This is a genomic window from Elizabethkingia sp. YR214 (assembly GCF_003058195.1).
Taxonomy (GTDB): Bacteria; Bacteroidota; Bacteroidia; order Flavobacteriales; family Weeksellaceae; genus Elizabethkingia.
The window spans coordinates 130509-139615 of sequence record NZ_QBUH01000008.1 but is presented as its reverse complement, the minus strand read 5'-3'; the positions used below and the strand labels follow the sequence as shown (position 1 = coordinate 139615).

The window sequence follows — 9107 nt, the reverse complement described above, 5'->3', positions numbered from 1 at the left end:
GCGTGGGCAAAACTAATAAATTTTATTAACATGACCAAATCTTTTTTCTAAAAAATTTTAATCGATTTTATAGTCTCAATTATCTCCTGCTCCCCTAACAACTCTCATTGTTTAGGACTGCAAAAGTAGAAAAACTTTTTAGAACGACAAAGACTTTTTTGAAAAAGTTTTTAGTATTCTTATTTGTTAATGATCTCTGCGCTTACCTTGATTAAAAAGGTGACTACAAAGATAGGGTAACTGCTCTATAAAAAACAAATCGAATTGCTCGGTTTAGACCAAATGTGTATATCTTATATATTCAAACAAGCTATATACAGTAGTTTACAAAGTTACCTCCAGTTATCCACAATGAGCTAACTACCCAATAAGGTTATTAAACAGCAGTTGATCATTATTAAGATAGGTATATTTCAGCATATTCTGATCCATCCTTATTTTCAGATTTTCAAAGTCTTCAGGGGTCTCAACCTCAATACCTATTACTGCAGGGCCACTTTCCTTATTATTCTTTTTAGAAAACTGAAAGTAGGTAATATCATTATTTTCTCCCATAATATTGGTAACAAATTCTTTTAAGGCACCTGGACGCTGAGGAAATTCCAACACAAAATAATGTTTCAAGCCTTCATATAATAAGGAACGCTCTTTTATTTCCTGCATTCTGTCGATATCATTATTGCTACCGCTAATTATACAAACCACATTTTTTCCTTTTATTTCTTCTTTAAGCTGATCCAGTACAGCTACTGAAAGAGCTCCGGCAGGCTCAACTACGATTGCATCCTTATTATATAGCTGTAAAATAGTAGTACAAACTTTCCCTTCAGGAACCAACAACATATCATCCAGATTCTGACTGCATATATTATAGGTAAGCTCACCAACTTTCTTTACAGCCGCCCCGTCTACAAATCTATCTATTGAAGGAACTTCTTTTGGCTGTTTTTCTTTCAGTGCTAAAGTCATGGATGGAGCACCTTCAGGTTCAACACCTACAACTTTTGTTTCCGGACTTACGGATTTCACAAATGTACTGATGCCAGCACACAATCCTCCACCTCCGTTTGGAACAATAATATAATCTATATTTTTCAGATCCTCATACAATTCTACACCTACAGTCCCCTGTCCTTCAATAATTCTTTCATGGTCAAAAGGTGGAATAAATACCATTCCTTTTTCTTCAGTGTAAATTTTAGCTGCTGCTGCACAATCATCGAAAGTATCACCAGTCAGAATAATCTCGATATTGGAATCTCCAAACATTCTGGTCTGGTCAATTTTTTGTTTTGGTGTAATACTTGGCATAAATATTACTCCTTTTACCCCCATCCTGTTACAACTATAAGCAACCCCTTGCGCATGATTTCCTGCACTAACACATACAACTCCTTTTTTTAGTTCATCTGCGGATAAAGATTTCATCATATTATAAGCTCCTCTTAATTTATAGGAACGTACAACCTGGAGATCTTCTCTTTTCAGATAAACATTGCAATTATATTTCTTCGAAAGATTCAGATTAAGCTGAAGGGGTGTATGGATCACAACATCTTTGACTCGTTGTGCCGCTTCTGAAAAATTTAAATTCATCATCATTATATATACTTAAACTTAAGTTTCATTTTTATTATACATATATATAAGGTATACCTTATATATATGTATAAATTTTCATTATAAAACAATCCCTCTCCCATTACAGGAGAGGGATCTTATTATTTATTGATAATTTTATACATTCTGGTTTTCCGGACGAAGGCTACGAACAGCCTTACCAGCCTGCCACATTTCGCTTTGCTGAAGATCAGCTAATTCCTGATTTAGCTTCTCACGGTAGTCAGTTTGCGAGTTACTGTCAATAGAACGCTGAGATTCTTTTCCTGTTGCAACACTTTCATATAGCTCTTCGAATACAGGTTTGCTTGCATCTCTGAATTTCTTCCACCAATCTAATGCGCCTCTTTGGGCCGTTGTAGAACAGTTTGCATACATCCAATCCATTCCGTTTTCTGCTACCAAAGGCATTAAAGATTGTGTTAATTCTTCAACAGTTTCATTGAATGCTTCCGATGGAGAATGCCCGTTGGATCTTAGTACTTCATATTGTGCAGCAAAAATCCCCTGGATAGCTCCCATTAGCGTACCTCTTTCTCCTGTAAGATCGGAGAAAACTTCTTTTCTGAAATCTGTTTCAAACAAATAGCCACTACCTACAGCAATACCTAATGCTACGACACGGTCTTTAGCTTTACCTGTAGCATCCTGATAAATTGCATAAGAACTATTAAGTCCTCTTCCCTGTAGGAACATACGACGCAATGATGTCCCAGAACCTTTAGGTGCTACTAAGAATACATCTACATCTTTTGGAGGAACAATTCCTGTTTGCTCATTGAAAGTAATTCCAAAACCGTGAGAGAAATATAATGCTTTACCTGGTGTTAAATTCTTTTGTACTGTTGGCCACAACTCGATTTGTGCAGCATCGCTTAATAAATAGCAAATAATAGTACCTTTTTCTAATGCTTCTTCGATTTCGAATAATGTTTCCCCAGGAACAAATCCGTCTGCAACAGCTTTATCCCAGCTTTTAGAATTTTTACGCTGTCCAACGATAACATTAACACCATTGTCTTTTTGGTTTAGTGCCTGCCCCGGCCCTTGTACTCCATAACCGATAACAGCTACTGTTTCATGACTAAGTACCTCTCTTGCTTTTTCTAAAGGAAACTCTTCTCTTGTTACTACCTTTTCTTCTACTCCTCCGAAATTAATTGTTGCCATTTTTATTAATTTTTAATGTTTTATATTATTTATAATTGTTTAATTACATTGTGAAAACTTTCTCGTTTTCGTTTAAGAATTCATTTTCCTGAACTTCCTCGCCAGGTTCTTTTGCTTCAAATTCTTTGATTTTTTTGTGGAAACCTTCACTTTTTTTAATGATTGCAATACGTGCACTGCGAACAAATTCTATGAGTTCATAGTTTTCAAAAACTTTAATTAGCTTTTCCGTTTCTTCCTTGTGTCCAGTCGTTTCGAAAACAGTAAAATCTTCTCTAATCGCCAGAACCCGTGCTCCGTATTCACGTAATAACCGCTCTACCACTATTTTTTCAGTTACCTGTTTCGTCGGAATCTTGAACAATGCCATTTCCTGCCATACAATTTCCTGGTCTGTATCATAATATGCCTTCAGTACTTCTACCTGTTTTTCAATCTGACGACACAGTTTACGTACCACTTCCTCGGTTTCATCAATTAAAATGGTGAATCGGTGAATTCCCGGAATTTCAGAAGCCGATGTATTAAGACTGTCTATATTAATTTTTCTTCTGGAAAATATGATAGTGATACGGGCTAATAAACCTATCTGGTCTTCGGCATAAACGGTGATTGTATATTGTTGTTTCATTTTTTTGATCTTTATCGTTAAACTCTCATTGAAAACAAAGGTTATTTCAATCTGATTTCTGCTACACTACATCCTTGCGGAACCATAGGAAATACATTGTTTTCTTTTCCTACCATTACTTCAAGTAAATAAGAACCTTTATGCTCCAGCATTGTTTTTAATGCTGTTTTCAAATCAGCACGAACTTTGACAGAATTACCCTGAATTCCATAAGCTCCGGCTAATGCTACAAAATTTGGACTTGTAATATTTACAGATGAATATCTGCGGTCATTAAATAGCTCTTGCCATTGTCTCACCATCCCAAGGAATTCATTATTCAGAATCAATATTTTCACATCTATATCATATTGCATAATAGTTCCCAATTCCTGTAAAGTCATCTGAAAACCACCATCTCCCGCAATGGCTACAACAGTTCTGTCAGGAGCACCATATTTAGCACCGATAGCTGCAGGAAGTCCAAATCCCATTGTCCCAAGGCCACCGGAAGTAATATTAGAACGTGTTTGATTAAATTTTGCATAACGACAAGCTACCATCTGGTGCTGTCCAACGTCTGTAACAATAACAGCATCTCCATTGGTAAGTTCATTCAGCGCTTCCAGAACTTCTGCCATGGATAATACTTCTCCTTCAGGATTTTTTTCTGGTTGTATGCATTGTTTTTCTTCTTCAGCTTCATACTTTCTGAATTCAGCAAGCCATTCACTATGGTCATTACTTTTTATAAGCTTAGTAAGAAGAGGCAAAGTTTCTTTACAATCGCCCCAAACCGGAACGGTTGTTTTTACATTTTTATCTACTTCTGCGGGATCTATATCCAGATGAATCACTTGTGCTTGTTTTGCATATTTGTCCAATCGTCCGGTTACACGGTCATCGAAACGCATGCCTATAGCAATTAAAACATCACATTCGTTTGTTAAAACATTTGGTCCGTAATTACCATGCATACCCAACATACCAACTCCTAACGGATGGTCAGTGGGAATTGCACTCTCCCCCATAATAGTCCATGCAGCCGGAAAGTTTCCTTTTTCAATAAAATTGAGAAAGTCTTTTTCTGCTTTTCCAAGAATTACTCCCTGTCCAAAGATTACGAATGGCTTTTTAGCCTCATTAATAATTTCAGCAGCCCTCTCAATATATTCGTTTCTTACAATTGGCTTTGGACGATAACTGCGTAAATGATCACACTTTGTATATCCCGGATATTCAAATTGTTGCAACTGGGCATTTTTGGTAATATCTATTAGTACAGGCCCTGGTCTGCCGGAGCGTGCAATAAAGAATGCTTTTGCTAAAACCGCTGGCAGCTGTGTAGCATCAGTTACCTGATAATTCCACTTAGTAACTGGCATGGTTACATTAATTACATCAGTTTCCTGAAATGCATCTGTTCCTAAAAGATGTGCAAATACTTGTCCGGTAATACATACAAGCGGTGTTGAATCTATCTGAGCATCAGCTAATCCGGTTACTAAATTGGTTGCGCCTGGCCCGCTTGTTGCAAATGCAACTCCTACCTCTCCACTCGTACGGGCATATCCCTGTGCTGCATGAATTCCGCCTTGCTCATGACGTACTAAAATATGCTTTAGCGTATCTTGGAAGTCATACAATGCATCATAGATTGGCATAATTGCTCCACCTGGATAACCAAAAATAGTATGTACACCTTCAGCAACTAATGCATCCAGCAGAGCCTGGGAACCGGAAATTGTATCTCCTTCTTTAAATAAGTTTTTATTTTCTGTTTGTATTGTTTTATCTTGTATCTGAGTCGTTTCCATAGTTGTATTTTTGAATCGTCCGTGATTAATCTTCGTCTGTTACACATCCCTGCGATGCATCTTTTACCAGTTTAGCATATTTATAAAGCACTCCGCTGGTCACTTTTAGTTTTGGCTGCTGCCAGTTTGCTCTTCTTTGCGCAATTTCCTCATCAGAGACTTTTAGTGTAAGGCTATTGTTCACAGCATCAATTTCAATAATATCATTGTCTTCCACTAATCCGATCAGTCCACCATCAAAAGCTTCCGGCGTAACATGTCCGACGACAAATCCATGAGTACCACCACTAAATCTTCCATCAGTGATCAGTGCTACAGATTTTCCTAATCCGGCGCCGATAATGGCCGATGTTGGTTTTAGCATTTCCGGCATTCCAGGTGCTCCTTTCGGACCTTCATTTTTAATAACCACCACATCTCCACTTTTCACTTTTCCAGAAGAAATTCCTTCTATTAGTTTTTTCTCTCCATCGAAAACTCTTGCAGGGCCTTCAAATTTTTCACCCTCTTTGCCACTGATTTTAGCAACACTTCCCTTTTCTGCGAGGTTACCGTATAAGATTTGCAAGTGACCTGTTTTCTTTAAAGGATTTTCAAGTGGATAAATAATATCCTGTTCTTCAAAATTCAGATCCGGAACGTCTTCAAGATTCTCAGCAATTGTTTTCCCGGTAACTGTAAGACAACTTCCATCTATCAATCCTTTTTTCAGTAAATACTTCATTACCGCTGGTACTCCACCCTTATTATGCAGATCTTCCATTAGGTATTTACCACTAGGTTTAAAATCTGCAAGTACAGGAACCCTGTCACTAATTTTCTGGAAATCGTCTTGAGTAAGAGGAACCCCAACACTTTTAGCCATTGCCAAAAAGTGTAATACAGCATTTGTACTTCCGCCTAAAACCATAATCACGGTAATTGCATTTTCAAAAGCCTTACGTGTCATAATATCACTTGGCTTAATATCTCTTTCCATCAGGATCTTGATATATTTACCTGCGGCTTCACATTCTTTCTTCTTTTCATCACTTAATGCAGGATTACTACTTGAGTACGGAAGGCTCATTCCCATTGCTTCAATTGCAGATGCCATTGTATTTGCGGTATACATTCCACCACATGCTCCTGCTCCCGGACAACTATTTTTCACAATTCCTTTGAAATCTTCTTCATCCAGCTGGCCGGCAATTTTCTGTCCCAAAGCTTCGAATGCAGAAACGATATTCAGGTCCTGACCTTTGTAATGCCCCGGAGCAATTGTTCCACCGTAAACCATAATAGACGGACGATTCAATCTTCCCATAGCAATAATAGAACCTGGCATATTTTTATCACATCCCGGCACTGTAATTACAGCATCATAATACTGTGCACCACAAACTGTTTCAATAGAATCTGCGATAACATCTCTGCTTACCAGTGAATAACGCATTCCGTCTGTACCATTACTCATCCCGTCGCTTACACCAATTGTATTGAAAATCAGTCCTACCAGATCATTCTCCCATACACCGTATTTCACATGTTGTGATAAACCATTCAAATGCATATTACACGGGTTCCCATCATATCCCATACTCACGATTCCGACTTGTGCTTTTCTTAAATCATCATCTGTTAGGCCCAAAGCATATAACTGAGCTTGCGCTGCCGGCTGTGTCGGATCTTGTGTAATTGTCTTTGAATATTTGTTTAGTTCCATTACTTACTGTTATTTAATTTTTTGTTCACTTTCGTTATTCGATTTTATCCATAAAAAAAGCGGCTTCCTCTTGAATCGAGAAAGCCGCTTTTGCTTTTATAAGTTTATGCCTACTTACTTAAACACATATCGCCCCGATCCAAAACTTTTGTTCTGAATAATAATGACAATAATATTAATGACTAATCTCGCCACGAGTGTTTAATTATTTAAGTAAGATTTATTTTTAGGTTTTGTTGGGACAAAGGTAGGAGGTTTTTTGGAATAACCAAATATTTTTTCAGAAATTTTGAATTTTAATTTTCACGAACACTTGTTAGATTTCATAAACCATTGATATAAAATGAATAAATTAATTGATGATTATTCATTAAAACAACCATAACAATACAGTATACATATTTATGATTAAAAACTAATTATGGATAAGGCACGGTAGTAGTATATTGAAAATCAGATTCTAAATTCATGTAGAAATTAATATTATCTAAAACTATTGTGAATACAGAAGACTATATTTCTCATAGATTATTATTGAAGATTCATCAATCTGATAAATTGTTAAAGACGGTGTTTGTTTAATACCTCAAATACATAAAATACCGAAATAAGTTTATTTTCAGTAGTAATCTGGAGTAAAAAAATTGATATAAAGAACTTAACCGGATGTTAAGTTTATATATTAACAGGATTCTGTAAGTTTTGTAATCTCTTGGATAGGAATAGGTAGGCCAGATAACCTATTAAAGCGCCTGTTGTATCGGCAACAACATCTAATACTTCCATTGCCCGACCCAATCGCATTTCGTCCTGAAGAATTTCAGTTAGGAACGCAAAACATAACATGATTTGGATATAGGTAAAGAATTTTAGTTTTGGGAATGCTAAGCTTAGTAAAAATCCTAATCCGGCAAATACTCCCATGTGTGCTACCTTATCAAAATAAGGAAACACAAACCAGTGTTCGCTTTCTTCGGAACCCGGTCTAAGTAATAAATAAGTAAGAAATGCCCAATAAATGGGCAAAATCTTACGGGATATTTTAGATATCTTATCCAATTATATTCTGATAATCCTCAGCAGAAAGTAATTCTGAAGTATCAGCATCAGCAGCTATTTCAACTTTAATAACCCATCCTTTTCCATATGGATCCTGATTTACTAATTCCGGAGCATCTTCTAATTCAGCATTGAATTCGATTACTTTTCCAGCAATAGGTAAGTAAAGATCGGAAACAGTTTTTACCGCTTCAACAGATCCGAAAACCTCACCTGAAGCAAGATCATCATCTACTGAATCTACATCAACAAAAACGATATCTCCTAATTCGCCTTGTGCAAAATCTGTAATACCGATAACAGCAACATTGCCATCAATTTTCACCCACTCGTGGTCTTTAGTGTACTTTAATTCTGAAGGAATATTCATTTTAATTTTTATTATTTGTCAAATTTAATCCAAAAAATGCATGTTGCAAAATTTACAACGCCATATTCTGCTAAATTTTAGTAGCGTTTAAAAAGCAGATTACAGATGTAAAACATTTACAATATATTAAATACTCTTTAATATTTGTTTTACAAGTGTTTCTACATTTATTTCCGGATCGGCTTTTATTATTTTATCTGCTATTTTTTCAGACATTTTACGGGATATCCCCAAAACTTCTAATGCCGAAAGAGCCTCTTCTTTTATCTTATTATCTACAGCGTTATTCAGAGAAGCTTCATTCACATCACTATATTTCAACATTTTATCTCTCAGATCAACAATAATTCTTTCTGCTGTTTTAGCACCTATTCCTTTTACTTTTTGCAGAACAACACTTTGGTTATTCAGTACAGCACTGGCGATATCAGGAATCTCCAGTGATGAAAGTAAAATTAGAGCTGAAACAGCTCCTACTCCATTTACACTGATTAGCAAATTGAAAACCTCTTTTTCGGTAAGTGTACTGAAGCCAAAAAGCAACTGAGCATCTTCTCTAAAAATTTGCTGGATATAAAGGAATACCTCTTTTCCCTGGGTAAGTTTTTGTGATGTCTGCAGACTAATTCCTACATAATACCCTACTCCGTTTACGTTGATTACTGCATAGGCAGGACTAAGTTCCTGAACGATTCCTTGTAATGAAAATATCATTATTATTTTTTTAACAACCAAATATAGTGATTTAAAGCTACT

The 9107-nt window shown here is 36.2% G+C and carries 8 protein-coding genes; all 8 read right to left on the bottom strand.

Translation table 11 applies throughout. The features are described from left to right. Nucleotides 1-360 precede the first annotated feature (360 nt). Nucleotides 361-1602, bottom strand: a complete 1242-nt coding sequence (gene ilvA / locus C8J95_RS15715; protein ID WP_107809681.1) for a threonine ammonia-lyase IlvA — start codon at nt 1600-1602, stop codon at nt 361-363. A 135-nt stretch (nt 1603-1737) separates the two neighbouring features. After that, a complete protein-coding gene (ilvC, locus tag C8J95_RS15710) occupies nt 1738-2790 on the bottom strand; it encodes a ketol-acid reductoisomerase (protein ID WP_059324950.1) in 1053 nt (350 codons plus the stop codon). A gap of 43 nt (nt 2791-2833) precedes the next feature. Beyond that, nucleotides 2834-3421, bottom strand: a complete 588-nt coding sequence (gene ilvN / locus C8J95_RS15705; protein WP_107809680.1) for an acetolactate synthase small subunit — start codon at nt 3419-3421, stop codon at nt 2834-2836. A 41-nt stretch (nt 3422-3462) separates the two neighbouring features. Further along, complete coding sequence (gene ilvB, locus C8J95_RS15700) at nt 3463-5217, bottom strand: biosynthetic-type acetolactate synthase large subunit (protein WP_107809679.1); 1755 nt, start codon at nt 5215-5217, stop codon at nt 3463-3465. A gap of 25 nt (nt 5218-5242) precedes the next feature. Further along, entirely contained in the window at nt 5243-6922 is a 1680-nt protein-coding gene (ilvD, locus tag C8J95_RS15695) for a dihydroxy-acid dehydratase (RefSeq protein ID WP_107809678.1), read from the bottom strand. A gap of 675 nt (nt 6923-7597) precedes the next feature. Then, nucleotides 7598-7981, bottom strand: coding sequence for a VanZ family protein (locus tag C8J95_RS15690; RefSeq protein ID WP_107809677.1), 384 nt, complete (start codon nt 7979-7981; stop codon nt 7598-7600). Beyond that, nucleotides 7974-8351 carry a glycine cleavage system protein GcvH gene (gene gcvH / locus C8J95_RS15685; protein ID WP_034870741.1) on the bottom strand — a complete coding sequence of 126 codons (378 nt, stop codon included), beginning with the start codon at nt 8349-8351 and terminating at the stop codon, nt 7974-7976. Before gcvH ends, C8J95_RS15690 begins: the two co-directional genes overlap by 8 nt. 126 nt (nt 8352-8477) lie before the next feature. Next, a complete protein-coding gene (gene ruvA / locus C8J95_RS15680; protein WP_107809676.1) occupies nt 8478-9065 on the bottom strand; it encodes a Holliday junction branch migration protein RuvA in 588 nt (195 codons plus the stop codon). Nucleotides 9066-9107 lie beyond the last annotated feature (42 nt).

What these genes read in the sequence shown, in the direction of transcription:
- ilvA (WP_107809681.1), bottom strand. Translation starts at nt 1,602, where the DNA reads ATGATGATGAATTTAAATTTTTCAGAAGCGGCACAACGAGTCAAAGAT.
- ilvC (WP_059324950.1), bottom strand. Translation starts at nt 2,790, where the DNA reads ATGGCAACAATTAATTTCGGAGGAGTAGAAGAAAAGGTAGTAACAAGA.
- ilvN (WP_107809680.1), bottom strand. Translation starts at nt 3,421, where the DNA reads ATGAAACAACAATATACAATCACCGTTTATGCCGAAGACCAGATAGGT.
- ilvB (WP_107809679.1), bottom strand. Translation starts at nt 5,217, where the DNA reads ATGGAAACGACTCAGATACAAGATAAAACAATACAAACAGAAAATAAA.
- ilvD (WP_107809678.1), bottom strand. Translation starts at nt 6,922, where the DNA reads ATGGAACTAAACAAATATTCAAAGACAATTACACAAGATCCGACACAG.
- gcvH (WP_034870741.1), bottom strand. Translation starts at nt 8,351, where the DNA reads ATGAATATTCCTTCAGAATTAAAGTACACTAAAGACCACGAGTGGGTG.
- ruvA (WP_107809676.1), bottom strand. Translation starts at nt 9,065, where the DNA reads ATGATATTTTCATTACAAGGAATCGTTCAGGAACTTAGTCCTGCCTAT.